A 25,882-nucleotide genomic window follows, 5' to 3' on the forward strand; every position below is an offset into this window, starting at 1 on the left:
CCCCTTTTAACAATTCCTTAGACTGCGTGGCGCTTATTGGGCAGCGGTGGAGTACGGAGAGATTCATGGGTGACAAGAGATTGAAGTGGGCGAACGTGCCAACGGGGCATCACAACCCCTTGGCCTATGCGGTGTCGGCGCGGGACCAGTCGGTGATCCAGATGGTCGAGGAGGCGGTGCGGCACGGCCACGTGATGCTGGCCTACCAGGCCGTGGTTCCGTCCGGGCGGCAGGACCGGCCGGCCTTTTACGAGGGGCTGGTACGGGTGCTGGATGAAACCGGCCGGATCATCCCGGCGCGAGCGTTCATCCATGTGATCGAAGCGATGGAAACGGGACGGATCATAGATTGCCTGTCGCTGGAAAAGGGCATCCGCACCTTGCGCGAGCATCCCGATATCCGCCTGTCGATCAACATGTCGGCGCGGTCCATCGGCTATCCGCGCTGGATGCGCACGCTGAAACGCGGGCTGGCGCAGGACCCGACGCTGGGTGAGCGCCTGATCCTCGAGATTACCGAAAGCTCCGCCATGCTGGTGCCGGAACTGGTGGTGAACTTCATGGCCCGGCTGCAACGCAAGGGCATCAGTTTCGCGCTGGACGATTTCGGGGCGGGGTTCACCTCGTTCCGCTACCTGCGGGATTTCTATTTCGACATCCTCAAGATCGACGGACAGTTCGTTCGCGGGATCGCGGACAACCCGGACAACCAGGTGCTGACGCGGGCGCTGATCTCGATTGCCGAGCAGTTCGACATGGTCACCGTCGCCGAAAGCGTCGAGCGGCCCAATGACGCCATCTACTTGCAAAATATCGGCGTGCATTGTCTGCAGGGCTATTATTTCGGCGCGCCCACGGTGCAGCCGCCCTGGCTGGAAACGGCCAAGGCGGCGGCGACGGCCTGACCTGTGACAACGGCTACAGTTGCCGCATTGCGGCGACTGCGATACACCCTGCGTGATGCGGGGAATCCGGGGGCCGCGCATGACGCGCTGCCCTTCGGTCCTCGGCCAGCAAGAAATGGTGGAGGACACTATGACCAATGTTGTTATCGCCTCGGCAGCACGGACCGCTGTCGGCTCTTTTTCCGGCGCGTTTGCCAACACCCCGGCGCATGACCTGGGCGCGGCTGTTCTTGAAGCCATCGTCGAGCGCGCGGGCATCGATAAATCGGAAGTTTCCGAGACCATCCTTGGCCAGGTTCTGACCGCGGCGCAGGGCCAGAACCCCGCCCGCCAGGCGCATGTGAATGCCGGCCTGCCGATCGAAAGCGCGGCCTGGGGCATCAACCAGGTCTGCGGGTCCGGCCTGCGGGCCGTTGCGCTGGGCGCGCAGCACATCCAGCTGGGCGATGCCGATGTCGTGGCCGCCGGCGGGCAGGAGAACATGACCCTGAGCCCCCACGCCGCGAATCTGCGGGCCGGGCACAAGATGGGCGACATGAAATACATCGACACGATGATCCGCGACGGTCTGTGGGACGCCTTCAACGGCTATCACATGGGCCAGACCGCCGAGAATGTCGCCGAGAAGTGGCAGATCAGCCGCGAGCAGCAGGACGAGTTCGCCGTCGCCAGCCAGAACAAGGCCGAGGCGGCGCAGAAGGCGGGCAAGTTCGACGACGAGGTGATCCCGTTCACCGTCAAGACCCGCAAGGGCGAGACGGTCGTCGACAAGGACGAATACATCCGCCACGGCGCTACGATCGAGGGCATGCAGAAGCTGCGCCCGGCCTTCACTCAGGACGGGTCGGTCACCGCCGCCAACGCCTCGGGCCTCAACGACGGTGCCGCTGCCGTGCTGCTGATGAGCGCCGAGAATGCCGAGAAGCGCGGGATCGAGCCACTGGCGCGGATCGCCTCCTATGCCACCGCCGGTCTGGACCCGTCGATCATGGGCGTCGGCCCCATTCATGCCAGCCGCAAGGCGCTGGAAAAGGCGGGCTGGAGCGTCGACGACCTGGACCTGGTGGAAGCCAACGAGGCCTTCGCCGCGCAGGCCTGCGCCGTGAACAAGGACATGGGCTGGGACCCGTCGATCGTGAACGTGAACGGCGGCGCGATTGCCATCGGCCACCCGATCGGCGCCTCGGGCTGCCGCGTTCTGAACACGCTGCTCTTCGAGATGAAGCGCCGCGATGCCAAGAAAGGCCTGGCCACGCTGTGCATCGGCGGTGGCATGGGCGTCGCCATGTGCATCGAGCGTCCGTAAGCGACTGATTCGAAACGACAAGACAGGCCCTCCGGGGCCTGTTTTTCAATCCGAGCCCCAGGACAGCCCCAGATGACGTTGCCCGACAACCCTCCTCAGATCGTGTTTTCCGGCGGCGGGTTGCGGTGTTTCTGGCAGGGCGGGTTCCTGACCCGGCTGGAGGCCGAGCGCAAGTTCACGCCCGAGCGGGTGACCGGGGTGAGCGGCGGTGCGATGGCGTGTGCGGCGTGGATCGCGGGCCTGGAGCACCGGCTGCTGGACGTGATGTGCGACGCGTTCGAGGAGCGCGACCACAACCTCGACCTATTTGCCGCTGACGAGGACGGGATCACCCCGCATCAACGGATCTATTGCGACGTGGTGGAAACGGTGCTGGACAAGGCGGCCTGCGAGACCGTCGCGAATGGCCCCGCGTTTCAGATCCAGATCGCGCATCCGCCGTCGAACGGAAATCCGACGATGACGGGCACTGCGCTGGCCGCGGCCTATGAGGCGGAACTACATGTCGTGGGCAGCCCGCATTTCGACTGGGCCGAGAAGATGGGCCTGACGGCGCAGCTGGTCGACGCCAACCAGGCGGCGCGGGACGGGCGGCTGGTGGAGCTGGTGAACGCGGCTGCGGTGATTCCGCCGGTGTTCGAACCGCCGCTTTGGGGCGACCGGCGCGTGGTGGATGGCGGGATGGCCGACCAGGCCCCGTTGCCCGACCCGGACAAGGGCGAGACGCTGGTCCTGCTGACCCGGCAATACAGGAACCTGCCGGATGTGCCCGGACGGATCTATGTCTGGCCGTCCGAGGAGACGCCCGCCGACAAGATAGATTTTACCGACCCGCAAAAGCTGCGCGAGACGTGGACATTGGGCGAGCGCGACGCGGAGGCGTTCCTGAACAGCGGATGAGTGCCCCGTGGCAAAAAGAATCGCGCAAGAATGTTGCGCTTTGCGCGCAGGGTGAGTAGCAAAGTTTCCGAGCCAACCAACACTGGATAGAAAGACTGGAGGATTTCCCATGGCGAGAGTTGCCCTTGTGACCGGCGGTAGCCGCGGTATCGGTGAGGCCATTTCGAAGAAATTGAAGGCGGACGGTTATGACGTGGCCGCCACCTATGCGGGCAACGACGACGCCGCGGCGAAATTCACCGACGAGACCGGCATCAAGACTTATAAATGGAACGTGGCCGATTACGACGCCTCGAAGGCCGGAATCGAGACCGTCGAGGCCGAGCTGGGCCCGATCGACGTGGTGGTGGCCAACGCCGGCATCACCCGCGACGCGCCGTTCCACAAGATGACGCCGGACCAGTGGAAGGACGTGATCGACACCAACCTGACGGGCGTGTTCAACACGGTGCACCCGGTCTGGCCGGGGATGCGCGAACGCAAGTTCGGCCGCGTGATCGTCATCAGCTCGATCAACGGTCAGAAAGGGCAGTTCGCGCAGGTGAACTATGCCGCGACCAAGGCGGGCGACCTCGGGATCGTTAAATCCCTGGCGCAGGAAGGCGCACGCGCCGGGATCACCGCGAACGCGGTCTGCCCGGGCTATATCGCGACGGAAATGGTGATGGCGGTGCCGGAGAACGTGCGCGAATCGATCATCGGCCAGATCCCGGCGGGCCGCCTGGGCGAGCCGGAAGAGATCGCTCGTTGCGTCGCGTTCCTGGCATCGGATGATGCCGGCTTCATCAACGGCTCGACCATCTCGGCCAACGGGGCGCAGTTCTTCGTCTGAATTCGGGACCCGCTCGAAAAAATGCGAAAGGGCCGGTCAGGGGAACCGGCCCTTTCTGTTTCCAGAGACCTGCAACGATCACCTGGAAGAAGGTTTGCGGGACAGCCAGCCGAAGACTTCGCCGAAAAAACGGCTGCGTTCGTAGTGGGCGGCCCGGTAGGCATCCCGGGTTTTCGCGTCAGGGGCAGTCTCGATCATGGGTATGCCTTTCAGACGAACTTGACTGGCTTCAACATGCGCCTTTTCAGAAAAGACGACAAACGAGACTTTTCACGTGTTCAGTTAAGTATTACTTTAGTGACATGAGTGACCGGATGCCGCCGCTGACCGCCCTGCGCGCCTTTGAGGCCGCGGCACGGCACATGTCGTTCCAGAAAGCGGCGGCGGAGCTGAACGTGACGCCGGCCGCCTTGTCTTTCCAGATCAAGTCGCTGGAAGAGCATCTGGGGGCGCCGCTGTTCCGACGGCTTAACAGGGCGGTGGAACTGACCCAGGCGGGCGAGACGCTGGCGCCGGGGTGCCGTGACGGGTTTTCGGCGTTGTCCGCGGCCTGGGCGGCGACGCGGCGAGAACTGGACAGCAGCACGTTGACGGTGACGGCGGGGCCGGCCTTTACCGCGAAGTGGCTGGCGCCGCGCCTCTACGAGTTTGCCCAGGCGCATCCCGAGATCGAGCTGCGGTTCACCGCGTCGCTGCGGCTGATGGATTTCGACCGCGACCAGGTAGATGTGGCGATCCGGTTCGGCCACGGGGCGGACGAAGGCCTGTATTCGCTGCCATTGGCCGAGGAATGGGTGACGCCGATGATGACGCCCGCGCTGGCCGAGCGGTATCCGACAATCGAGAGCCTGCGCGACGCGGTGCTGATCGTCGACCAGTCGATCGATTTTCTGGATCCGGCGACCGACTGGGCGGCCTGGTTCCGGGCGATGGGCGTGGACCCGGCCGAGCCGCACGGCCCGCGATTTTCGCAAGGCGACCATGCGGTGGACGCGGCCCTTGCGGGGGTGGGCGTGGTGCTGGGGCGCCGGGCGCTTGTGATCAAGGATCTGATGGAAGGCCGGCTGGTCGCGCCCTATGGCAAGGCCGTGAGCGCCGGGGCGCAGTTTCGCTTTGTCTGTCGCAAGGGCGCCGAGGACAAACCCCAGATCAAGGTTTTCCGGGAATGGATGCTGGCCGAGACCGCCAAGGGGTTCGAGACCACGGCGAAGATGCAGATGGTGCCGCTGGTGCCCGCATGATCACGAGATGCGCCCTGAGAGGCGCATCCCGATCAGTCTTTGCGTGACATGCTAATGGGAAAGTCGTTCGATCTCTTCTTTCAGTCGGAGTTTCTGCTTTTTCATGCTTGAGATTTCGAGGTCGGGTGTGCCCGGGGCACGCTGTGCCGCTTCGACCTGATCCGAGAGAGCCTGGTGTTTCTTCTTAAGTTCCTCGACATGTGAACTCAAAGCCATGAATGCGTCTCCTCTTTCTGATGTGCACGGGATAGTGCAGCACAAAACATGTAATCTGTCACGCTGCGTACGCAAAATCGGGCGGCAGGAATTAGCTACAACTTGCCTAAATCAGGCCGGGAAAGGCAGTTCCCCGCCGTCGCGCAGGATGCAAGCCGTTGCCGGGGTGTAGTTTTCGGAATCGTTAACGTGCACCTGCCCATAATGCAGGCACCAGCCGTCATGCAGCCGGAATGCGGCCCGTCCGCCGCGCCGTCCGCGCAGAAGGACCAGCCGCGCGGGGCGTCCGGGGCGGGGAATCAGTGGCAGGAGCTGCAGGCTGCCAAGGTGGCGCGCGGCGTGGGACAGAAGCTCTGGCAGGCGCTCGGCGCGCTGGATGAATGTGGTGGTGCCCTTGGGCCGGGTGCGTTTGGCGGCGGCGGCGACCCAGTCCGCAAGAGGTGTGTCCTCGCCCATGGCGCCTTCGCGGCCCGGATCGGTGGCGGTGGTGCTGGCGGCACGGTCGAAATAGGGCGGATTGGCCAGAACGTGGTGGAACTGGCGTTCTTTCAGCGTTCCGGGCATGGCGGCAAGATCGCCCTCGATGACCTCGAACGGCAGGTCGTTCGCGGCGCCGTTCCGTCGGGCAAGGGCGGCATAGGCAGGCTGGCGCTCCAGGCCCGTCAGGCGGATGTCTGGCACCCGCCGGGCCAGGCACAGCCCCGCGACACCGACACCGCAGCCGAGGTCGAGCACGGTGTCGCCCGGATGCGCGGGAATGCTTGCGGCCAGGAGCACAGGGTCGATGCCGGCGCGATAGCCGTTTCGGGGTTGCAGGATCTTCAGCCGTCCGCCGAGAAAATCGTCGCAGGTGGTCGGGTGCGTCACGAAAGCGCCTCGACCTCGATCCCGTTGTCTTGAAGGGCCTGGCGGGCGGGAAGATAATCATCCTCGCTGACCATGAGGCGTCGGGGGAAGATTCCGATGCCGCCCTCGAGGACGCTCATGTTTACGTCCAATTCAAAGCAGTCTATATCCTCGCCCTGAAGCAAGGCTTTGGCGAATGCCATCACGGTCGGGTCGGTGGTGCTGAGAAGATGCTTCATGGGGATGACTTAAGGACACCGGACGCGCATTGTCGAGCCTGAGTGACGGGAGTTTGATGGGACTGGACCACGCCGCAACCAAGCCGCACGAAGCGCTGGCCTCGCATTTCGAGGGCAAGCTCGGCGAGGTCAATAGCCTGATCCGTGCGCGGATGGCGTCGCGCCACGCGCCGCGTATTCCGGAAGTGACGGCGCATCTGGTCGAGGCGGGCGGCAAGCGGCTGCGACCGATGCTGACGCTGGCGGCGGCGGACCTGTGCGGATATCTCGGCGAGGACGACGTGAAGCTGGCCGCGACGGTGGAGTTCATCCATACCGCGACGCTGTTGCACGACGACGTGGTGGACGAAAGCGCACAGCGGCGCGGTCGGCCGACGGCGAACCTGCTGTTCGACAACAAGTCCAGCGTGTTGACCGGGGATTACCTGTTCGCGCGGGCGTTCCAGCTGATGGTGGAAACCGGATCCTTGAAGGTGCTGGACATCCTGTCCAACGCCGCGGCGACGATTGCCGAGGGCGAGGTGCTGCAACTGACCGCGTCGCGCAGCCTGAAGACGGACGAGGACGTCTACCTGCAGATCGTGCGGGGCAAGACCGCGGCGCTGTTTTCGGCGGCGACCGAGGTGGGTGGCGTGATCGCCGGCGTTTCGGACGACCAGGTGCAGGCGCTGTTCGATTATGGCGATGCGCTGGGCATCGCGTTCCAGATCGTCGATGACCTGCTGGATTACCAGGGCGATGCCAAGGCCACGGGCAAGAACGTGGGCGACGATTTCCGCGAGCGCAAGCTGACCCTGCCGGTGATCAAGGCGGTGGCGCTGGCCGACAAGGGCGAACGCGCGTTCTGGGCCCGGACCATCGAGAAGGGCGACCAGCGCGACGGCGACCTGGACGAGGCGCTGCGACTGCTGACCCATCACGGCACGCTGGAGGCGACACGGGACGACGCGCTGGCCTGGACGGCGAAGGCCAACGCGGCGATGGCGCAACTGCCCGAACATCCGGTGCGGGACATGCTGCTGGCGCTGTCGGATTACGTGGTGGCCCGGATCCGCTAGGCGGTCAGGGCTGCGCGTTGAGGCGGGTGGCGGTGATCCACCAGCCCGGATTCTCTTCTTTCAGACGCCCTTCGGCGGCGCGGGCCGTTTCCTCGTCGGTGTAGAGACCGAAGCAACTGCTGCCCGAGCCGGTCATCCGGGCCATGCGGCAGCCCGCCGTCACGTTGAGCGCGCCCAATACCTGTGAGATCACGGGTGTCTGGCTGATCGCGGCATACTCCAGGTCGTTGCGCATCCCCCGAAGCCAGTCGATAAAGTCGATCGCACTGAGGTTCTCGGGGATTTCCGAGGGCATCGGCGTGTTGTTCTTCTGGCCGACGGCGGCAAAGACGTCGGGCGTGCGCATGGGTACGCCGGGATTGATAAGCACCGCGTGGAGGCAGGGCAGGTCGCGTGCGGCGGTCACCTGTTCGCCGATCCCCCGCATCCTGGCGGCACCGTTGCCAAGGCATACCGGCACGTCGGCACCCAGCGCGCTGACATCGGGCGGAATGGGCGTGTCGGTCAGGCGCGAGAGCACGCGCAGGGTCGCGGCTGCGTCCGACGAGCCGCCACCAAGCCCTGCGGCATGAGGCAGAACCTTGTCGAGGGTGATATCCGCGCTGGCTCCCATCAGGTCGGCGGCCCGCAGCACGAGGTTGTCGGGCCCGTCGGGCACGTCCTTTGCCATCGGTCCGCTGACCGTAAGCTGCGGCGTGTCCGACAACGTGACTGTCAGGTGATCGCCCAGATCGGCGAACATGACCAGCGAATCGAGCAGGTGCATACCGTCCTCACGCTGCCCGGTAACGTGCAGCGTCAGGTTGATCTTGGCCGGGGCGAAGCCCTCAGCCGCCGTCATCGGCAACCTCCAGCGGGGGCGCGCCTTCTTCCTGCAGCACGACGTCCAAGCCGACCTCGAGCTTGCGGCGCATGCGGTCGGGCTCGACATCGGGCGAGGGGTTTTCCTTGTCGACGAAGGACAGCGCACGCCTCCACTGGAACCGGGCCTCGACCTCGCGGCCCACGGCCCAGAGGACGTCGCCAAGGTGGTCGTTGACCACCGGGTCCACCGGCATCAGCTCGGCGGCGCGTTCCATGTGACCGATGGATTCCTCGTAGCGGCCCAATCGGTACAGCGCCCAGCCGAGGCTGTCGACGATATAGCCTGACTCGGGCTGAGCCTCTACGGCGCGTTCGATCATGTCCAGCGCTTCATCCAGCTTGACCTGTTTTTCCACCAGCGAATAGCCGAGATAGTTCAGCACCTGCGGATGTTCGGGGTTCAGTTCCAATGCCTTGCGAAAATCGGCCTCGGCCTCGGTCCACTCATCCTGCCGCTCGTGGCTGATGGCGCGGGCATAGTAGATGAACCAGTGACCCGGCTGCGCCTCGCCCAGAAGCTCGATGGCCGTGTCATATGCGGTGACGGCCTTGCCGTAGTCTTCGTTCTGGCGATAGAGGTCGGCGGCTGCGACATGCACCATGGGCAGGTCGGGATGGGACTCGCGCAGCTGTCCCAGAACCTCGATGGCGGTATCCAGCTTGTCGGCGCGGCGCAGCGCCTCGGCGCGGCCCATCTCGGCGGCGGTGAACGACGGGTGATCGCGCGGTACGCTCTTGTACGCCTGGGTGGCCAGTTCGTAGCGTTCCAGCGACTCCAGGAGTTCCGCGGACATCAGGACCGCGTCGATATGATCGGGGTTCAGGTACTGGGCCACACGGGCGTAGAGCAGGGTGTAATCATCGCCCATGTCGCCCAAGAGGGCCTGGCCTATGGAAAAGAAGACCTCGGAGACGCCATCCTGCGGCCCGGAGATCATGTCGAAGGCGACCGGCAGGCCGGTTTCCAATTCGGCGCGCAGCGCCAGGATCTCGGGATCCGGGGTGGTGCCGAACGCATCGTCCAGGAGGGCGATGGCCTCGTCGTTGCGCTCCAGTTGGCTGAGAACGGTGACCCAGGCGCGGGTGCCGCGCCGGGTGCGTTGCAGCGGCGCATCCTGGCCCTCGCCGGAAAAGATGGCCTCGGCGGCCTCGAAATCGCCCACGGAGGCGAGCGCCAGCGCCTTGTGATAGAGGGCGAAATTCTTCAGGCCGCGTTCCTCGGCGACCTCGTCGAACAGGGCGAGGGACGCATCGACATCACCACGGGCCAGTTCGGTCCAGGCCATGACCAGACCGTCGGCCAGCTTGCCGATGCCGTTGCCGGCCTCGATCCGCTCGATCACGGCGTCGTGGTTGCCCTTTGACATGTCCTCGGCGATCAGGGCCATGAAGGCGACCTGGCTTTCGAGATCCTGTTCCTCGATCTGGCGCGCGACCGGAACGGCGCGGTCGATGTCACCCAGCGCCATGAAGGCGATGGCGGTGCTTTCGAGAATCACGGGGTTTGCCGCGTCCCGGGTCAGCGCCTGCGTGTAGTACCGGGCGGCCGCGTCGAAGTCGTTTAGGTAGCGCGCCTGCCTTGCAGCGAGGTACGCGCCGACATTGATGTCTGCCAGTGCGGGCAATGCGATGCCCTGCAACAGCGCGGCGATTGCGCCTGCGGTCAGGATTTTCACGGGTACGAGCTCCCTGCCTCTGCGGTCTATGATTGCGCGAAGGTAGTATGTGGCGCGTGCCAACGCAATGAGGGCGGCTGATTTGCCGCCCTCGCACTCGCATCATTTCGCCTGTTGGTCACATATTGGGATAATTCGGCCCGTCGCCACCCTGAGGCGTGGTCCAGACGATGTTCTGGGTCGGATCCTTGATGTCGCAGGTCTTGCAGTGCACGCAGTTCTGGAAGTTGATGACGAATTGCTGCTCGCCGTCCTTTTCCACGAACTCGTAGACGCCTGCCGGGCAGTAGCGGGCCGAGGGGCCGGCATACTTGGGCAGGTTCACTTCGACCGGGATCTTCGGGTCCTTCAGCTTGAGGTGGGCAGGTTGGCTTTCCTCGTGGTTGGTCATCGAGAAGCTGACATTGGTCAGCCGGTCGAAGCTGAGCTTGCCGTCGGGCTTGGGATAGTCGATTTCCTTGTGCTTGCTGGCCGGTTCGGTGGCCTCGGCATCGTTCTTGCCGTGGCCGATCGTGCCGAAGAACGAAAAGCCCAGCGTGTTGGTCCACATGTCGAGCCCCCCCAGGGTGAGCGAGGCGGTGAGGCCGTACTTGGACCACAAGGGTTTGACGTTGCGCACCTTTTTCAGGTCCGCGCCGATAGCGCCGTTGCGGACTTCGGTCTCGTAATCGGCCAGTTCGTCACTGGCGCGCCCGCCCTCGATGGCGGCGTGGGCGGCCTCGGCCGCGGCCTTGCCCGACAGCATGGCGTTATGGTTGCCCTTGATGCGCGGCACGTTGACCATGCCCACGGAACAACCCAGCAGCGCCACGCCGGGCGCGACCATCTTGGGCATCGACTGGTACCCGCCCTCGGAAATAGCGCGGGCGCCGTAGGCCACGCGCTTGCCGCCCTTCAGCAGGTCGGCCACCACCGGGTGATGCTTGAACCGCTGGAATTCCATGTAGGGGAAAAGGTGCGGGTTCTTGTAGTTGAGGTGCACCACGAAGCCGACATAGACCTGGTTGTTGTCGAGGTGGTAGATGAACGAGCCACCGCCCGCGTTCTTGCCCAGGGGCCAGCCCATGGTGTGGGTGACGGTGCCTTCGCGGTGCTTTTCGGGGTCGATTTCCCAGATTTCCTTCATCCCGAGGCCGTATTTCTGCGGCTCCTTGCCCTTGGAGAGGTCGTATTTCGCGATGACCTCCTTGGACAGCGAGCCGCGCACGCCCTCGGACAGGAAGACGTATTTGCCGTGCAACTCCATCCCGGGCTCGTAGCCGGGGCCGGGGGTGCCGTCGGCGTTCTTGCCGAATTCACCCGCGACGACGCCTTTCACCTCGCCGTTCTCGCCATAGACGAGTTCCGAGCAGGCCATGCCGGGGAAGATCTCGACGCCCAGGCTTTCGGCCTGTTCGGCCATCCAGCGGCAGACATTGCCCATCGAGACGATGTAGTTGCCGTGGTTGTTCATCAGCGGCGGCATGGGGAAGTTGGGGATACGAACCTTGCCCGCCTCGCCCAGCATGTAGAAATTGTCTTCCTTGACCGGGACGTTCAGGGGGGCGCCTTTTTCCTTCCAGTCGGGGATGAGCGCATCGAGGCCGCACGGATCGAGCACCGCGCCCGACAGGATATGCGCGCCCACCTCGGAGCCTTTTTCCAGCACGACGACCTCGCGCTCGGGGTCGAGCTGTTTCAGGCGGATCGCGGCGCTGAGGCCCGCGGGCCCCGCGCCGACGATCACGACGTCGTATTCCATGGCTTCGCGTTCGACTTGGGTCATCTTGGTCCTCTCCTGGTCGTCCGGCCCGTGGGCGGCCCGCGTAAGAAACTTCGCAACTGGTTATCGCGCGGGGTTGCGCAAGGTCAATTCGAACACGACGTAACAGGTACCCAAAAGCGTCAAAAAGGCGCAAGTTTCGGCGCGATTGCGCGGGCGACGGTCAGGTCCCACTTGCATTGCCGGGGCAGGTCGGGTCAATCTGTCGCGCATGGTTTGAAAATGGCACGGGGTCGCGGAAGGGCGGCCCCTTGGTGATACTAGGGACAGAAAAAAGGACAGGTCATGGATAAGATCCCGATGACACAGGACGGTTTCGATGCGCTGAACGCGGAGCTGAAACAGCTGAAATCCGTCGAGCGCCCCGCCATCATCAAGGCGATTTCCGAGGCGCGTGAACATGGCGACCTGTCGGAGAATGCCGAGTACCATTCCGCCAAGGAAAAGCAGTCCTTCATCGAGGGCCGCATCAAGGAACTGGAAGGCGCGATCAGCCTGGCGGACGTGATCGACCCCAAGAAGCTGTCCGGCCCGATCAAGTTCGGCGCCACGGTGACCCTGGTGGACGAGGACACGGACGAGGAAAAGACCTATCAGATCGTGGGCGAGTACGAGGCCAATATCGAAAAGGGCTTGCTGAACGTGAAATCGCCGATCGCGCGGGCGCTCATTGGCAAGGAAGAGGGCGATAGCGTAGAAGTGCGCACACCAGGTGGCGACAAGGCCTACGAAGTGCTGAAGGTCGCCTATATCTGACCCGATTCCTTTCACTCAGGTTTGCCCATGACCGACCGAAACCAGTCACCGCAGACGCCGCTTGGCGTCTATGACCGGCCCCGCAAGGACAGGGTGACCGGGGTCGAGGTGATTGCGCTCGCCCTGACAGCGGTGTGGCTGCTGGGAACGGCGGTGTTCTTTCTGGTTCTGGAGCCGATGGGCATGTTCACCGAATCCGGCGGGGCGCTGCAGTTCGTGGTGGTGCTGCTGGCGATCTTCATGCCGGTGGCGATGATCTGGGTCGCAGCGACCGCGGCGCGGTCCAGCAAGGTGATGCGTGAAGAAAGCCAGCGCTTGCAAACGGCGATCGACGCGATCCGGCAGGCCTACGTGGCGCAGAGCCAGGGGGGGCATGACGTCTCGCAGACCTCGGTCGCCAAGAAGCTCGAGGAAATCGCGGCGGCGCAGCGCAAGACGGAGACGGCCCTGGCCACGTTCTCGACCGTGCGGCAGGCCACGGAGCCGCGCCCCGCGCCGGTGCACGCGCCGGAAGAGACCAGCGCCGACCAGGTGGCGTTGCCGCTGGGCACGCCGCCCGAGGACATGACGCCCCCCTTGGCCACCGAGGATTTCATTCGCGCGCTGAACTTTCCCGAGAATGCCGAGGACAAGGCCGGCTTTGCGGCGTTGCGGCGGGCGCTGAAGAACCGGCAGAGCGCGCAGTTGATCCAGGCCAGCCAGGACGTGCTGACGCTGCTGTCGCAGGACGGTATCTACATGGATGACCTGCGCCCCGACATGGCCCGCCCCGAGGTCTGGCGCCGCTTTGCCGCCGGAGAACGGGGGCGCGCCGTGGCCGCGCTGGGCGGGGTGCGGGACCGTTCGTCGCTGGCGCTGACGGCGGCGCGGATGAAGCAGGACACGATCTTTCGCGATGCGGCGCACCATTTCCTGCGGCTTTTCGACCGCACGATCAGCCAGTTCGCCGAGGTGGCGACGGATGCCGAGATGTCCGAGATGTCGGACACCCGCACGGCGCGCGCCTTCATGCTGGTGGGCCGGGTCGCGGGCACGTTCGATTGATAGCGGCCCGATCGGCCCAACCCGAAAGCGGCGGTTGCCCGATGCCTTCGAACCCGGCAATATGAACGCCGCAAGACAAAGGGAACATCATGCGCAAGTTTCTCGTGGTGCTGGACGACAGCCGCGAATGCCTTAACGCGATGCGGTTCGCCGCCATGCGCGCCAAGAACACGCAGGCCGGTGTCGAAATTCTCGCGGTGATTCCGCCCGAGGAGTTCAACCACTGGATCGGCGTCGGGGACATCATGCGCGAGGAGGCCCGCGAGCGAATCCACGCGCATTTCGAGGTTTTCGCCAAGTGGATGCGCGACAAGCAGGGCATCGACCCCGAGCTGGTCATCCGCGAGGGCGAGCCGGTGGCCGAGATCATGGCGCAGGTCCAGGAAGACACCGAAATTGGCGTTCTGGTGCTTGGCGCCAGTGCCGACAAGAAGGGCCCGGGCCCGCTGGTGTCGCAATTGTCGAAGAATTCCGGTGGGTTGCCGATCCCGATCACCATTGTTCCGGGTGATTTGAGCAAGGAGCGGCTGGAAGCGATCACGTGACCGACTTTTTTAGAATCGTTCCAAACCTTGACAGCACCCACCCCGCTGCGCATATCTTGAGCAACTGAAAAAGAGGGCGCGCACCATGTTCATCCAGACAGAATCGACCCCGAATCCTGCAACGCTGAAATTCCTTCCCGGCCAGACCGTGCTGGAAGCCGGGACCGCGGATTTTCCCACGGCGGACACTGCCGACAAGTCGCCGCTGGCCGCGCGCGTCTTTGGCGTGGACGGTGTGACCGGGGTCTTCCTCGGCAATGATTTCGTCACCGTGACCAAGCAGGACGCGGTGGAATGGGATCACGTGAAGCCCGCGATCCTGGGCGCGATCATGGAGCATTTCCAGTCCGGCCAGCCGGTCATGACGGGCGAGGCCGCCGAGTCGGGCCACGCCGCGAGCGAAGGCGAAAACGCGGAAGTCATCGACCAGATCAAGCAGTTGCTGGACACCCGCGTGCGCCCGGCGGTGGCGCAGGATGGCGGCGATATCACGTTTCATGGATTTGAACGCGGCGTTGTCTACCTGCACATGCAGGGCGCCTGCGCCGGGTGCCCGTCCTCGACCATCACCCTGAAGATGGGGATCGAGAACCTGCTGCGCCACTACATCCCCGAAGTCACCGAGGTGCGTCCGGTCGGGGTCTGACCTCGTGACCGACGCTCGGCGCGTTCTGGCATTCGACACCTCCGGCCCCTGGCTGGGGGTGTGCTTGCTTTCAGGGCAGGGCATCGTGGCGGAATCGCATGTCGAAATGCCCAAGGGCCAGGCCGAGGCCCTTTTCCCGGCGCTGGAAGAGACGCTGGCCCGCGCGGGGGCCGCATGGCGCGACCTCGATGGTATCGGCGTGGGGATAGGACCGGGGAATTTCACCGGCATCCGCATTTCCGTCTCCGCCGCGCGGGGGCTGGCCCTGTCGCTGGACGTGCCCGCAGTGGGGGTCAGCATCCTGGAAGCGGCGGCGTTCGGCCATGACGGACCGATCCTGTCGGTGCGCGATGCGCCGCGGGATCAGGTCTATGCCCAAGGATTCGGATTGCGGCGGGCGTTCGGGCCAAAGCTGGTGCCGCTCGACGAGATGTCTGCGGAGATTTTCGACGCCAATCTGCATTGTGTCGGTGCGGCAGCCGAGCCGGTGGCGGCCCGGATCGGGGCCCGGGCGTTGCGCCCCTTGCATGACCCGGCGACGGCGATTGCCCTGATCGTGGCGCGCAGGTTGGGCGAGCCGGTGCCGCCGCCTGCGCCGCTCTACCTCAAGCCCGCGGACGCGGCGCCGTCACGGGACGTGCCGCCGGTCATTCTCGATGACGCCTGAGGCGCTGGCGGAGCTTCATGCGCGGGCCTTTGCAGGGCAAAGCCGCAGCTGGAGCGCGACGGAGTTTCGCGACCTTCTGGACCGGGACCATGTTTTCGTCGTGGGGGACACCAAGGCGTTTGCCATGGGCCAGGCCGTGGCGGGCGAAGCCGAGCTGTTGACACTGGCCACCGACCCGGAGGAGCGGCGCCAGGGGCGCGGTCGGGCCTGCCTGCGCGCTTTCGAAGACGCGGCCGTGTCCCGCGGGGCCGAGCGCCTGTTTCTGGAAGTGGCCGCCGACAACGACGCCGCGCTGGCGCTCTACCTGTCCGAAGGATTCTCGGACCTGGCGCGGCGGGTGGGATACTATACCCGGTCCCATGGCCGCCCGGTCGATGCGCTTGTGCTGGAAAAGCGACTGACCTGAAGCGCGTCAGATCGCCGGGCTGTGGCCTGCGCGGCTGAGGTCGTAGGCGTCGAGGCTGCGGGCGATCATCCGGGTCAGCGGGCGCGCCGCCGGGGGGATGAAGAGACCCTCGTTGCTGAGGTCGACAAGCCCGTCGAAGGCGCGTGCCGTCGGCTCGAGCAAGCTGCGGACCGCCTGGCGGGACATGCTGAACGTCTCGCAGATTTCACCGGCATCCACCCGGAAATCGCACATGACGGCCTCGATGAGGCGCGCCCGCAGAAGATCCTGGCCCTTGAACACGTGCCCTCGACTGGTGGAGAAGCGGCCCTCGCGAATGGCGCCGGTATGGGCGCCGGTGGCGGGGGCGTTCTGGGCATAGCCTTGCGGAAAACGCGAGATCGACGAGGCGCCAAGGCCCACCAGGACCTCGGACGTGTCGTCGGTGTAGCCCTGGAAGTTGCGGCGCAGGCGCCCCAGCTTCTTCGCGATGCTGAGGCCATCATCGGGCGTGGCGAAATGGTCTATCCCGATCTCCTGATAGCCATCCCAGACGAACAGGCGGCGGGCGGCATCGAACAGCTCCAGCCGTTCCTCGGGCGTGGGCAGCGCGTCGGACGGGATAAGCTGCTGGCGCTTGGCCATCCAGGGCACGTGGGCATAGCCGTAAAGCGCCACGCGGTCGGGGTTGAGCGACAGGAGCTTCTGCACGCTTTCGACCATGCGCGCCCCGGTCTGGTGCGGGAGGCCGTACAGGATGTCGGCGTTGAGGCTGCGCACGCCGGCGGCGCGCAATGCGTCGATCGTGTCGCGGGTGATGTCGAAGGTCTGGATACGGCCGATGGCCTGCTGGATCACGTCGTCGAAATCCTGCACGCCCACGGAAGCACGATTCATGCCCGCGGCGGCGAGCGCTTCGATCCGGGGGGCGTCGATCTCGTTCGGGTCGATCTCGACCGAGAACTCTGTGTCGTCGCCGAACGGCACGGTGTCGCGCACCGCGTTGGCGAGATCGGTGATCAGGTCGGCCGACAGCAGCGTCGGCGTACCGCCGCCCCAGTGCAGGCGCGACAGGGTGACGCCTTCGGGCAGGGTGTTCTTCAGAAGTGCCAGCTCGGCCTTGAGGGTTTCCACGTAGGCGGCGACGGGCGAGAGCGACTTGGTGCCTTGCGTCCGGCAGGCGCAGAACCAGCACAACCTGCGGCAGAAAGGCACATGCAGGTAAAGCGAAATCTCGCTGCCCGGAGTGATGGCGGAAATCCAGTCCCGCATGGTCGAAAACCCAACGGAATCAGAGAAATGCGGGGCCGTGGGATAGCTGGTGTAACGCGGTACATTCGCGTCGAACAGTCCCAGTCTGCGGAGTTGTTCTCGGTCAATCATAACGTTAGATTAGAGGTGGGAAAACACGAAAACCTTGATGCAGATCAACTCGACCGAAAGCACTGTCGATGCTCAAAGACGCACATGAGACGATCCCCCGCGAATGCGGGGAATGCCCGATTCGGCACCGGGCCGTGTGCGCGCGATGTGACGCGCAGGAGCTGGAGCAGCTGGACCAGATCAAGTACTACCGCAGCTTCGAGGCGGGACGGACGCTGATCTGGGCCGGGGACCGGATGGATTTCGTGGGGTCGGTCGTCTCGGGGATCGCGATGCTGACCCAGACGTTGGAGGACGGGCGCACGCAGATGGTGGGCCTGCTGTTGCCGAGCGATTTCGTGGGCCGTCCGGGGCGCGAGAAGGCGGCCTATAACGTGGTCGCGGTGAGCGACGTGGTGATGTGCTGTTTCCGCAAGCATCCCTTTGAAAACATGATGGAAGTCACGCCGCATATCGGGCAGCGCCTGCTGGAGATGACGCTGGACGAACTGGATGCGGCGCGCGAATGGATGCTGCTTCTGGGGCGCAAGACGGCGCGGGAAAAGATCGCATCTTTCCTGGCCATCCTGGGGCGGCGCAACGCGGTCTTGAACATGTCCAAGGCCGCGGGACAGGTGGTGTTCGACCTGCCGCTGACACGCGAGGCGATGGCTGACTACCTGGGCCTGACGCTGGAGACGGTGAGCCGGCAGATCAGCGCGTTGAAGCGTGACCAGGTGATCCACCTGGAAGGCAAGCGGCACGTGACGGTGCCGGACTTCGACCGCCTGCTGGAAGAGGCCGGGGACGACAGCGACGGCGGGATGCTGGCCTGAGCCCGGGAATCGGGGTTAACCGTTTGAATATAGAAGAAATTCGATGTCGGTATCGCGTCGGTATCCGAGTGGTATCGCGACGGTGCGATTTTCCCGGATCGGCGGGGTTAACGGAGCGTTCGGGGTTAATGTGCGGTTAAGGCGCGGCGCGTGGGTTTTCACCCACCCTACGGTGTGTCGGGCGGGCTTGACTTCACGAGGGCGGGGGCTTTGTTAGCGGGCATGACCGATCTTTCGACCCGCTCCCTGGACGACCTTACCCTTGACGAAGCCGCGCGGCCGACGGCGCCGCCTGTGCCGGAGGCCACGGACAGGCACCGGCGGCAGGGCCGGCAGCTGGCGGCGATCCACCGGCACTACCTGATGGAGATGGCGCAGATCGGCGCGGTGCTGGCGCGGATCGAGGCGCGGGACAGCCCGCCCGACGACCTGAGGCAGATCGTGCTGTCGCTGGACATGGCCGAGAACTTTCGCGTGTTCGGAACGCTGTGCGGGCGCGAGTGCCAGGTGCTGAAGTTTCACCACGACATCGAGACCACCGATATGTTCCCGCGGATCGAAGCGGCGGGCGGCGGGATGTTCCGGGAGGTCGTGGCCAAGCTGATGTCAGAGCACGAGGTGGTCCACGAGTTGATCGTCCGCCTGGGGGATGCCGCGGACGCCCTGGCGGACAACCCCGACGAGGCGAACTTTGCCCAGGCCGCCGCCACGTACCGAAAGCTGGAAGAGGTCGTGCGCTCGCATTTCGGGTACGAGGAGACGGAACTGGAAGAGGCCATCGGGTACTACCTCGGGTCGGTCTGAGGCCGAGGGGGGACAAGACCTGTGCCTTGTCCCGAGTGTGGCGATGGGCTCCGCCTTAATGCGCCATGAAGAGCGGCAGGGGCGCATGTTCCAGCATGTGGCGGGAGGCGCCGCCGAAGACCGCCTCGCGGACGCGGGAATGGCCGTAGGCCCCCATGACCAGCGCATCGGCGTCGATATCCTGCGCGCGGCGCAGGAGCACGTCGGCGACGCGGGGCAGGGTTTTCGACAGCACGTCGATTTCGACCGTGACGCCGTGGCGCACCAGGAATTGCGAGACCAGCCCGCCGGGATCGGAGCGGTTCGGGCCGTGCACCGGCGGATCGACCACCACGACATGCACGCGGTCGGCGCGTTGCAGCATCGGCAGGGCGTCGCGGGCCGCCCGCAGCGCCTCGCGCCCGTCGTTCCAGGCGACCACGACCCGCCTGGGGTCGAGGGTGATGTCGGGCGCGTTCGGCAGGACCATGGCGGGGATGCGCCCGTCGAACAGGATCGCCTCGGTCAGGGGGGCAAGCTCGGGGCCCAGCCCCTCGCCATAGGGCATCGGCAGCACGGCGAGATCGGCAAAGCGGGCGCGGTCGGCCACATGGTGCCCCAGGTCGGCCAGCTGCGCGACGCCCTTGTCGCAGGACCAGAAGAAACCGTCCTGCTTGCCCAGGACCGCGCGCGCGGCGCTGTCGATCTCGGCGGCTTCCTCGTGGCAGCCTTCGAATATGTTCTGCACCATCATGGCGCCGGCACCGGCGCCGGAGAAGTAATGCGTGGCCGGATCGCGGGCGACACCGAGGCTGAGCACGTCGAGATGCGCGCCGTGCAGTCGCGCGAGATCGGCGGCATGGGTCAGGGTGTGCTCGACCCGGGACAAGTCGGACAGCGCGCAGAAGATCGTTTTCCAGGACATTGCGGTACTCCGTTTATTGACCGTTCGCGCAGAGCGTAGGTCCGGGCCGCGTGGCGCGCCTTGATGGGGATCAACCGTTACCTGCAAAACCTTTGATGCAGATCAAAGCGCCCCGAGTCGGCATCGGAAATAAGCGGGTCAGTCTGATAGATCCGTGCGGCGTCCCCGGGGGGGGCGTCCGTGCGGACATACGGCAAAGGGACGCAAAATGGGTAACTACGTAAAACTGATCCTGCTGGGGCTGATCGCGTTCTTCGCGCTGTTCGCCGCCAACCAGGCACGGGATATCGCGTACCTTGTGAATGCGCTGACCATCGCCCTGGTGGCGGCGGGCATGTTCATATGGGTGCTGCGCAACACGGACGAGGACCGGCCGGTGGTCGACCTGTCCGGGGAATACATGGACGGGGTCGTGCGCGCGGGGGTGATCGCCACGGCGCTTTGGGGAGTCGTGGGCTTTCTGGTGGGGACGTTCATCGCGTTCCAGCTGGCCTTTCCGAACCTCAATTTCGAATGGGCGCAAGGCTACATGAACTTTGGCCGGCTGCGGCCCCTGCACACCAGCGCGGTGATCTTCGCCTTCGGCGGCAACGCCCTGATCGCGACGTCGTTTTACGTGGTGCAGCGCACCTGTGCCGCGCGTCTGTGGGGCGGGAACCTGGCGTGGTTCGTGTTCTGGGGGTTCCAGCTGGTGATCGTGCTGGCCGCCACCGGCTACCTGCTGGGCGCGACGCAATCCAAGGAATACGCGGAGCCCGAGTGGTACGTGGACTGGTGGCTGACCATCGTCTGGGTGTCCTACCTGGCGGTGTTCGTCGGCACGCTGGTGAAGCGGAAAGAGCCGCATATCTACGTGGCGAACTGGTTTTACCTGTCGTTCATCATCACGGTCGCGATGCTGCACGTGGTGAACAACCTGTCGATCCCTGTGAGCATCTTCGGCTCGAAATCCGTGCAGGTCTTTTCGGGCGTGCAGGATGCGATGACGCAATGGTGGTACGGCCACAACGCCGTGGGCTTCTTCCTGACGGCAGGCTTCCTGGCGATGATGTACTACTTCGTGCCGAAGCAGGCCGGGCGGCCGGTGTTCAGCTATAAACTGTCGATCATCCACTTCTGGGCGCTGATCTTCCTTTATATCTGGGCGGGACCGCACCACCTGCATTACACGGCGCTGCCCGACTGGGCCTCGACGCTGGGCATGGTGTTCTCGATCATCCTGTGGATGCCGTCCTGGGGCGGGATGATCAACGGGCTGATGACGCTCAGCGGCGCGTGGGACAAGCTGCGGACCGATCCGGTGATCCGGATGATGGTGATCAGCCTGGGCTTTTACGGGATGTCCACCTTCGAGGGGCCGATGATGTCGATCCGCGCGGTGAACAGCCTGTCGCATTACACCGACTGGACCATCGGGCACGTGCATTCCGGCGCGCTGGGCTGGAACGGGATGATCACCTTTGGCTGCCTGTACTTCCTGGTGCCGAAACTGTGGAACCGCGAGCGGCTTTACAGCCTGAGCCTGGTGAGCTGGCACTTCTGGCTGGCGACGATCGGGATCATTCTCTACGCGGCGTCGATGTGGGTGACGGGTATCATGGAAGGCCTGATGTGGCGTGAAGTGGATGCCAACGGGTTCCTGGTGAACTCCTTTGCCGACACGGTGAGCGCGAAGCTTCCGATGTACGTGGTGCGCGGTCTGGGCGGGGTCATGTTCCTCTCTGGCGCACTCATCATGTGCTACAACCTTTACATGACAGTCAGACGGAGCCCGGCGGTGCAGACCGACAACTCCGCTGTCCCGGCTGAATAAGGAGGGCCGGAAAATGGCTGACGAGAAAATGCAGAAACCCCCGATGCCGGCCTCGGCCTCGGGCGTGGGGGACCGGCCCAAGAAGAAGACCTTCCTGGACCGGCACCAGATCCTGGAACGCAACGTGACCCTCCTGGCGATCTTTGCCTTCCTGGTGGTCACGATCGGCGGCATCGTGCAGATCGCACCGCTGTTCTGGCTGGAGAACACCATCGAGGAAGTGGAGGGGATGCGCCCCTACACCCCGCTGGAGCTGACCGGGCGTGACATCTACATCCGCGAGGGATGCTATGTCTGCCACAGCCAGATGATCCGGCCGATGCGGGACGAGGTGGAGCGGTACGGGCATTACAGCCTTGCGGCCGAGAGCCAGTACGACCACCCGTTCCAGTGGGGGTCGAAGCGCACCGGGCCGGACCTGGCGCGCGTGGGCGGGCGGTATTCGAACGCCTGGCACCTGGACCACCTGCGCGACCCGCAATCGGTGGTGCCGGAATCGGTGATGCCCAAATACGGCTATCTGGAAGAGCGGTTGATCGACGGGCAATACGTGGGGGATCTTCTGGCGACGCACAAGCTGGTGGGTGTGCCCTACGAGGACGCGCATGTGGAAAACGCGCAGGCGGATTTCAAGGCGCAGGCCGATCCCGACAGTGACTATGACGGGTTGATCGAACGCTATGGCGAAAGCGCGCAGGTGGCCAATTTCGACGGCCGTCCGGGCATCAGCGAAGCCGACGCCCTGATCGCCTATCTGCAGATGCTGGGCACGCTGGTCGATTTCTCGACCTTCACGCCCGTGGCCAGCCGGTAAGGAGGGACGACGATGGACACCTATTCCCTGCTGCGGGAGTTCGCGGACAGCTGGATGCTGCTGGCGCTCTTCACCTTCTTCATCTGCGTCGTGATATGGGTCATGCGGCCCGGATCGCGGAGCGCCTACCAGGATGTCGCAGACATTCCCTTCCGCAACGAAGATGCGCCGGCCCCGGCCACGCGCCGTGCCTCCGAGGAGGACCAGAACAATGGCTAAGAAACCGCAAGACAAGCACGAGGTCGAGACGACCGGCCACGAGTGGGACGGGATCGAGGAATACAACAACCCCTTGCCGCGCTGGTGGCTGTGGGTGTTCTACGCCACCATCATCTGGGGCGTGTGGTACACGATCGCCTATCCGGCCTGGCCGATGATCTCGGGCGCGACGCAGGGCTACCTGGGGTATTCGACCCGGGCCAACGTGCAGACCGAGATCGAGGCGGCAGAGGCGGCCAACTCGGAGATCAACGAGCGGCTGGCAAGTGCCGAGCTGGCGGCGATCCCCGGCGATGACGAGCTGGCGGGCTATGCCCGGTCGGCCGGCGAGGCGGTGTTCAACACCTGGTGCGTGCAGTGCCACGGGCGCGAGGGCGGCGGGGCCACCGGCTATCCGACGCTGTCGGACGACGCGTGGCTGTGGGGCGGCACGATGGAGGCGATCCATACCACCGTCACCCACGGGATCCGCAACGACGAGGACCCCGACGCGCGCTATTCGGCCATGCCGGCCTTTGGCCGCGACGAACTGCTGACCGAGGAAGAGGTCGTGCAGGTGGTGAACCACGTCATGTCCCTGTCGGGCGAGCCGCAGGACGCACAAGCCGCCGAAGCGGGTGCGGAAGTGTTCGAGTACAACTGTGCCGCCTGCCACGGCGAGCAGGGCACGGGCATGATCGAACAGGGCGCGCCCAACCTGACCGACGCGATCTGGCTTTATGGCGGGGATTACGACGCGATTTACGAAACCGTGTGGAATGCGCGCTTTGGCGTGATGCCGTCCTGGCAGGAGCGCCTGACGGAGGCCGAGATCCGCGCGGTGGCGGCCTATGTCCACCAGCTGGGCGGCGGCGAATGAGCTGACGTTCCCATATCGAGATTCCCGGAGGCACCATTGCAATGCCCCCGGGACGGCACCGGCCTTTCCCTCTGTTCGCGCATTCCGGGAAAGGCCGGTGTTTTTCGTTTCACCAGGTCAGCCGTCGAGCACGCCCGACAGGGCGCGCAGCACCGCCTCGGGCGCTTCGAGCTGGGGCAGGTGGCCGACCCCCGGCAGTGTCTTGAAGTCCGACCCCGGTATCAGGCCGTGCAGGGCGCGGCCCCGGTCGAGCGGGATCCAGGGATCGGCCTCTCCCCAGACGATCGTGACCGGGCAGCGGACGGCGCCGTAACGCGGCTCGATCTCGGCGGTGAAGCACTCGTCGGCCTGGGCGAACTGGCGGTAGAAACTGGCGCGTCCGGCCTCGTCCAGCCACGGGGCGACGAGCGCCTCGGTGTCTTCGGAGCCGAGGCCGGTGACGAGCGCACCGTCGATATAGGCCCGCACGATGGCCTCGTGGATATGCGGAGGAAGGCCGGTGAAGGCGTCGACATGGCGGCCGACATGGTCGAAGAAATCCGAGCCCCAGGGCCGCATCGCCACGACGTTCATCAGCACGAGACGGTCGAATTCGGCCCCGTGCAGCAGATGCGCGCGCAAGCTGGTCGCCCCGCCGAAATCATGCGCCACGACGCGGGGGCGCTCGAGGCCCCAATGGGTCAGCATGTGGGCGAAGACCTGTCCCTGCACGTCGAGGCCGGTGGGCTGATCGGCGCGTTTGCCGGAGCGGCCATATCCGGGCATGTCGTACCAGTGGACGCTATGGGTTTTGGCCAGGGTGGGGATGAGCCGGTGCCACGACACCGACGACCACGGCCAGCCATGGGCAAGCACGAGCGGCGGACCCGACCCGGCGCTGCCCCAGGCGACGGGGCCGGCGGGCGTGTCTGCGGTGTGAGCCAGGTTCCAGGTCATAAGGGGATTCCCGTTGGTAAAAAAAGACCCGTGGCGCGGCCATGAGACCGGGACCACGGGCCAGTCAGGGGAGACGCCCCGCGCGGCTAACGCGCGCGCGGGTCGACATCAGGAATTTGATAGGGCCAGCGGCCCATGCGCCATGGCCAGGGACAGGGCCGGGGGCGCGAGGGCGGTTTGGGATGAAAGACGCGGGCCTCGAACATCGGGACGCCTAGCGCGGCAGGCGGCCGATGCGATGCGCCTCAAGCTCGGCATCGCGGCGGTTGTCGAAGCGCGTGTTGGGCGCCCAGTGGCCGCGGCCCTCGCGAACGTTGGTGTCATTGAGGCGGGTGGCGGTGCGGAAGCTATCTGAAAGAATACCAAGCATGTCGTGTTCCTTTCGGGTTCGTGTGATAGCCTCAATCTGGCACCTATAGCGCGTCATTGCGACTCAGGAAAAATTCCGATATGTAAGCTGAGTTTACATGACGGATTGGCTGACCCTCCCGCCCCTGACGGCATTGCGCGCCTTTGCGGCCCTGTCCGAGACCGGCTCGGCCCAGGCGGCGGGGGCGGCGCTGAACGTCAGCCACGCCGCGATAAGCCAGCAGGTCAAGGCGCTGGAGACGCGGATGGGGGTGCCGCTCGTTGATCGCAGCGGGCGCAAGTTGCAGCTGACCACCGAGGGGCGCGAGCTGGCCGATGCGCTGAAGACCGGGTTCGACACGATCGCGCGCAGCATCGACGCGCTGACCGGGGCCGACGCGGACCGGGCGGTGCAGGTATCGACGACGCAGCTCTTCGCCTCGACCTGGCTGATGCCGCGGCTGATGGATTTCCAGACGCGGCATCCCGGCGTGGACCTGATGATCAACCCGTCGGCGGAGCTGCACGAGCTGACGCCGGGGGGCTATGACCTTGCGATCCGGTTCGGCGACGGCAACTGGCCGGGGCTGGAGGTGGAGATGCTGGTGCCGTCGGATATCGTGATCACCGCCGCGCCGTCGCTGGTGGGCGACTGCGAGATCACCCGGCCCGAGCACCTGCTGGCGTATCCGTGGCTGGAGGAACTGGGTACGTCGGAGTCGATGGACTGGCTGCGCAAGCATGGCGTCACCGAGGGCCGCGCCAAGAGCGTGACGCAGGTGCCCGGCAACCTGATGCTGGACGGCGCGCGGGCCGGGCAGGGGGTGATCAGCACCGCCATGTCCTCGGTCGAGGCGGAACTGGAGGCGGGGCGGCTGAAGCTGCTGTTCAGGGATGCGGGCGAGACCGGCTATCACATCGTCACGCGGCCCGGCGTGTTGCGCCCCAAGGCGCGGCAATTCGTGACGTGGCTGCGGCGGCAGAAGGCGTGATAGGCGGCGCCGGAATCTGCGCCGGACCCTGCGACGGATCGGTTTGACCTGAGTCAATGTGAGACGTCCGAACCCGTGGCAGAAGACACTGGCGCAACAGACCCTTA

Annotated in this window: 29 protein-coding genes; 19 read left to right on the top strand and 10 right to left on the bottom strand. The window is 65.1% G+C overall.

Going from position 1 to position 25,882, the window contains the following annotated elements; genetic code table 11:
* Window positions 1-65 precede the first annotated feature (65 nt).
* The 5 genes from KUV49_RS17485 (at window position 66) to KUV49_RS17505 (ending at window position 5,184) form a co-directional block, all read left to right on the top strand.
* Window positions 66-905, top strand: a complete 840-nt coding sequence (locus tag KUV49_RS17485; protein WP_222452257.1) for an EAL domain-containing protein — start codon at window positions 66-68, stop codon at window positions 903-905.
* 130 nt (window positions 906-1,035) lie between these two features.
* Window positions 1,036-2,211 (top strand): acetyl-CoA C-acetyltransferase, encoded by a 1,176-nt coding sequence (locus KUV49_RS17490; RefSeq protein ID WP_222452258.1) that lies wholly within the window; start codon window positions 1,036-1,038, stop codon window positions 2,209-2,211.
* 72 nt (window positions 2,212-2,283) lie between these two features.
* Complete coding sequence (locus KUV49_RS17495; protein ID WP_222452259.1) at window positions 2,284-3,111, top strand: patatin-like phospholipase family protein; 828 nt, start codon at window positions 2,284-2,286, stop codon at window positions 3,109-3,111.
* A gap of 109 nt (window positions 3,112-3,220) precedes the next feature.
* Entirely contained in the window at window positions 3,221-3,943 is a 723-nt protein-coding gene (gene phbB, locus KUV49_RS17500; RefSeq protein ID WP_222452260.1) for an acetoacetyl-CoA reductase, read from the top strand.
* Between the two features lie 302 nt (window positions 3,944-4,245).
* Window positions 4,246-5,184 (top strand): transcriptional regulator GcvA, encoded by a 939-nt coding sequence (locus tag KUV49_RS17505; protein ID WP_222452261.1) that lies wholly within the window; start codon window positions 4,246-4,248, stop codon window positions 5,182-5,184.
* A 51-nt stretch (window positions 5,185-5,235) separates the two neighbouring features.
* Here the strand turns inward: KUV49_RS17505 and KUV49_RS17510 are convergent, their stop codons facing one another.
* The 3 genes from KUV49_RS17510 to KUV49_RS17520 form a co-directional block, all read right to left on the bottom strand.
* Entirely contained in the window at window positions 5,236-5,400 is a 165-nt protein-coding gene (locus KUV49_RS17510) for a YdcH family protein (protein WP_082630751.1), read from the bottom strand.
* Window positions 5,401-5,511: 111 nt separating this feature from the next.
* Window positions 5,512-6,267, bottom strand: coding sequence for a tRNA1(Val) (adenine(37)-N6)-methyltransferase (locus KUV49_RS17515; protein ID WP_315899563.1), 756 nt, complete (start codon window positions 6,265-6,267; stop codon window positions 5,512-5,514).
* A complete protein-coding gene (locus KUV49_RS17520) occupies window positions 6,264-6,485 on the bottom strand; it encodes a DUF2007 domain-containing protein (protein WP_152493880.1) in 222 nt (73 codons plus the stop codon). The genes KUV49_RS17515 and KUV49_RS17520 overlap by 4 nt, the downstream gene beginning before the upstream one ends.
* Window positions 6,486-6,541: 56 nt before the next feature.
* Between KUV49_RS17520 and KUV49_RS17525 the strand changes: the two genes are divergently transcribed.
* The gene (locus KUV49_RS17525) at window positions 6,542-7,543 is read left to right on the top strand and encodes a polyprenyl synthetase family protein (RefSeq protein WP_222452262.1); all 1,002 of its coding nucleotides are present in this window, start codon (window positions 6,542-6,544) and stop codon (window positions 7,541-7,543) included.
* Between the two features lie 4 nt (window positions 7,544-7,547).
* Here the strand turns inward: KUV49_RS17525 and KUV49_RS17530 are convergent, their stop codons facing one another.
* The 3 genes from KUV49_RS17530 to KUV49_RS17540 all read right to left on the bottom strand — a co-directional run bounded on the left by KUV49_RS17530 (window position 7,548) and on the right by KUV49_RS17540 (window position 11,848).
* Window positions 7,548-8,384, bottom strand: coding sequence for a 4-(cytidine 5'-diphospho)-2-C-methyl-D-erythritol kinase (locus tag KUV49_RS17530; RefSeq protein ID WP_222452263.1), 837 nt, complete (start codon window positions 8,382-8,384; stop codon window positions 7,548-7,550).
* Complete coding sequence (locus tag KUV49_RS17535; RefSeq protein WP_315899564.1) at window positions 8,371-10,083, bottom strand: tetratricopeptide repeat protein; 1,713 nt, start codon at window positions 10,081-10,083, stop codon at window positions 8,371-8,373. Before KUV49_RS17535 ends, KUV49_RS17530 begins: the two co-directional genes overlap by 14 nt.
* 118 nt (window positions 10,084-10,201) lie before the next feature.
* The gene (locus tag KUV49_RS17540; RefSeq protein WP_222452264.1) at window positions 10,202-11,848 is read right to left on the bottom strand and encodes an electron transfer flavoprotein-ubiquinone oxidoreductase; all 1,647 of its coding nucleotides are present in this window, start codon (window positions 11,846-11,848) and stop codon (window positions 10,202-10,204) included.
* Between the two features lie 282 nt (window positions 11,849-12,130).
* Here KUV49_RS17540 and greA point away from each other — a divergent pair, with 282 nt between their 5' ends.
* From greA to KUV49_RS17570, 6 genes are all read left to right on the top strand, one after another.
* Entirely contained in the window at window positions 12,131-12,601 is a 471-nt protein-coding gene (greA, locus tag KUV49_RS17545; RefSeq protein ID WP_222452265.1) for a transcription elongation factor GreA, read from the top strand.
* A 27-nt stretch (window positions 12,602-12,628) separates the two neighbouring features.
* Window positions 12,629-13,645: a hypothetical protein gene (locus KUV49_RS17550; protein WP_222452266.1), complete on the top strand. Its 1,017-nt coding sequence runs from the start codon at window positions 12,629-12,631 to the stop codon at window positions 13,643-13,645.
* Window positions 13,646-13,734: 89 nt separating this feature from the next.
* A complete protein-coding gene (locus KUV49_RS17555; RefSeq protein ID WP_152493874.1) occupies window positions 13,735-14,190 on the top strand; it encodes a universal stress protein in 456 nt (151 codons plus the stop codon).
* Window positions 14,191-14,275: 85 nt separating this feature from the next.
* Entirely contained in the window at window positions 14,276-14,836 is a 561-nt protein-coding gene (locus tag KUV49_RS17560; protein ID WP_152493873.1) for a NifU family protein, read from the top strand.
* Between the two features lie 4 nt (window positions 14,837-14,840).
* The gene (gene tsaB / locus KUV49_RS17565; protein ID WP_222452267.1) at window positions 14,841-15,503 is read left to right on the top strand and encodes a tRNA (adenosine(37)-N6)-threonylcarbamoyltransferase complex dimerization subunit type 1 TsaB; all 663 of its coding nucleotides are present in this window, start codon (window positions 14,841-14,843) and stop codon (window positions 15,501-15,503) included.
* Window positions 15,493-15,909, top strand: coding sequence for a GNAT family N-acetyltransferase (locus tag KUV49_RS17570; RefSeq protein WP_222452268.1), 417 nt, complete (start codon window positions 15,493-15,495; stop codon window positions 15,907-15,909). Before tsaB ends, KUV49_RS17570 begins: the two co-directional genes overlap by 11 nt.
* 6 nt (window positions 15,910-15,915) lie before the next feature.
* Here the strand turns inward: KUV49_RS17570 and hemN are convergent, their stop codons facing one another.
* Window positions 15,916-17,271 carry an oxygen-independent coproporphyrinogen III oxidase gene (hemN, locus tag KUV49_RS17575; protein WP_222452269.1) on the bottom strand — a complete coding sequence of 452 codons (1,356 nt, stop codon included), beginning with the start codon at window positions 17,269-17,271 and terminating at the stop codon, window positions 15,916-15,918.
* A 68-nt stretch (window positions 17,272-17,339) separates the two neighbouring features.
* On the opposite strand from hemN, the gene fnrL reads away from it, so the two are divergent.
* Entirely contained in the window at window positions 17,340-18,086 is a 747-nt protein-coding gene (fnrL, locus tag KUV49_RS17580; protein WP_222452270.1) for a transcriptional regulator FnrL, read from the top strand.
* 222 nt (window positions 18,087-18,308) lie between these two features.
* Window positions 18,309-18,890, top strand: a complete 582-nt coding sequence (locus tag KUV49_RS17585; RefSeq protein WP_222452271.1) for a hemerythrin domain-containing protein — start codon at window positions 18,309-18,311, stop codon at window positions 18,888-18,890.
* Window positions 18,891-18,945: 55 nt separating this feature from the next.
* Here the strand turns inward: KUV49_RS17585 and KUV49_RS17590 are convergent, their stop codons facing one another.
* Window positions 18,946-19,794 carry a universal stress protein gene (locus KUV49_RS17590; RefSeq protein ID WP_222452272.1) on the bottom strand — a complete coding sequence of 283 codons (849 nt, stop codon included), beginning with the start codon at window positions 19,792-19,794 and terminating at the stop codon, window positions 18,946-18,948.
* Between the two features lie 208 nt (window positions 19,795-20,002).
* Between KUV49_RS17590 and ccoN the strand changes: the two genes are divergently transcribed.
* Genes ccoN through ccoP form a run of 4 tightly spaced genes read left to right on the top strand, consistent with a single transcriptional unit; the run spans window position 20,003 to window position 23,499 of the window.
* A complete protein-coding gene (gene ccoN / locus KUV49_RS17595) occupies window positions 20,003-21,607 on the top strand; it encodes a cytochrome-c oxidase, cbb3-type subunit I (RefSeq protein WP_222452273.1) in 1,605 nt (534 codons plus the stop codon).
* A gap of 43 nt (window positions 21,608-21,650) precedes the next feature.
* Window positions 21,651-22,421, top strand: a complete 771-nt coding sequence (gene ccoO, locus KUV49_RS17600; RefSeq protein ID WP_261391667.1) for a cytochrome-c oxidase, cbb3-type subunit II — start codon at window positions 21,651-21,653, stop codon at window positions 22,419-22,421.
* Window positions 22,422-22,433: 12 nt separating this feature from the next.
* Complete coding sequence (locus KUV49_RS17605; protein ID WP_222452275.1) at window positions 22,434-22,640, top strand: cbb3-type cytochrome c oxidase subunit 3; 207 nt, start codon at window positions 22,434-22,436, stop codon at window positions 22,638-22,640.
* On the top strand, window positions 22,633-23,499 hold the full coding sequence (gene ccoP, locus KUV49_RS17610; RefSeq protein WP_222452276.1) for a cytochrome-c oxidase, cbb3-type subunit III: 867 nt from the start codon (window positions 22,633-22,635) through the stop codon (window positions 23,497-23,499). Before KUV49_RS17605 ends, ccoP begins: the two co-directional genes overlap by 8 nt.
* 117 nt (window positions 23,500-23,616) lie before the next feature.
* On the opposite strand, the gene KUV49_RS17615 is transcribed toward ccoP, so the two are convergent.
* Complete coding sequence (locus tag KUV49_RS17615) at window positions 23,617-24,435, bottom strand: alpha/beta fold hydrolase (protein WP_222452277.1); 819 nt, start codon at window positions 24,433-24,435, stop codon at window positions 23,617-23,619.
* A gap of 214 nt (window positions 24,436-24,649) precedes the next feature.
* Window positions 24,650-24,805: a hypothetical protein gene (locus KUV49_RS17620; RefSeq protein WP_222452278.1), complete on the bottom strand. Its 156-nt coding sequence runs from the start codon at window positions 24,803-24,805 to the stop codon at window positions 24,650-24,652.
* Between the two features lie 97 nt (window positions 24,806-24,902).
* On the opposite strand from KUV49_RS17620, the gene KUV49_RS17625 reads away from it, so the two are divergent.
* Entirely contained in the window at window positions 24,903-25,775 is an 873-nt protein-coding gene (locus KUV49_RS17625; RefSeq protein WP_222452279.1) for a LysR family transcriptional regulator, read from the top strand.
* Window positions 25,776-25,882: the final 107 nt, after the last annotated feature.

Source organism: Roseovarius atlanticus, from assembly GCF_019802205.1.
Classification (GTDB): Bacteria; Pseudomonadota; Alphaproteobacteria; order Rhodobacterales; family Rhodobacteraceae; genus Roseovarius; species Roseovarius atlanticus_A.